The organism is Treponema sp. R6D11 (assembly GCF_054786075.1).
Genome location: NZ_BDHD01001330.1, coordinates 1 through 329, shown reverse-complemented (window position 1 = coordinate 329; position 329 = coordinate 1). Strand labels below are relative to the sequence as shown.

At 41.0% G+C, this 329-nt stretch carries 1 protein-coding gene; it reads right to left on the bottom strand.

Translation table 11 applies throughout. From position 1 onward, the window contains the following. The coding region (locus ACYVTD_RS18630; RefSeq protein WP_461249072.1) for a hypothetical protein at positions 1 to 329 on the bottom strand (329 nt) is incomplete at both ends.

Below are 329 nucleotides of genomic sequence, written 5' to 3'. Positions count from 1 at the left end.
TTTACCAAGTCCTACTCCAAGTGACCAACCAAAAGACGGCTCAAAGATAAATCCACCCGGGTTGCCGGCATCTACTCGCCAGCCAATTTTTATACCTAGTTTAAGGTAATCTCTTGGCACAGAGAAGTCAAATGTTTCTTTTGTTTTTTCACCGTTTTCCTTTTCAACAGTGCCTTTACCTGAGAAACCGACTGCTAAATTTGCATAGCCAAGCATACCATCTAAAAAGAAAACATTTCCACCGGGATAATAACGGACATGCCCTTCTATGGAAAAGGAAGAAAGCTCATCTGTTAAAATTGCGGAAGTGCGAGTGTACATAGAAAAAG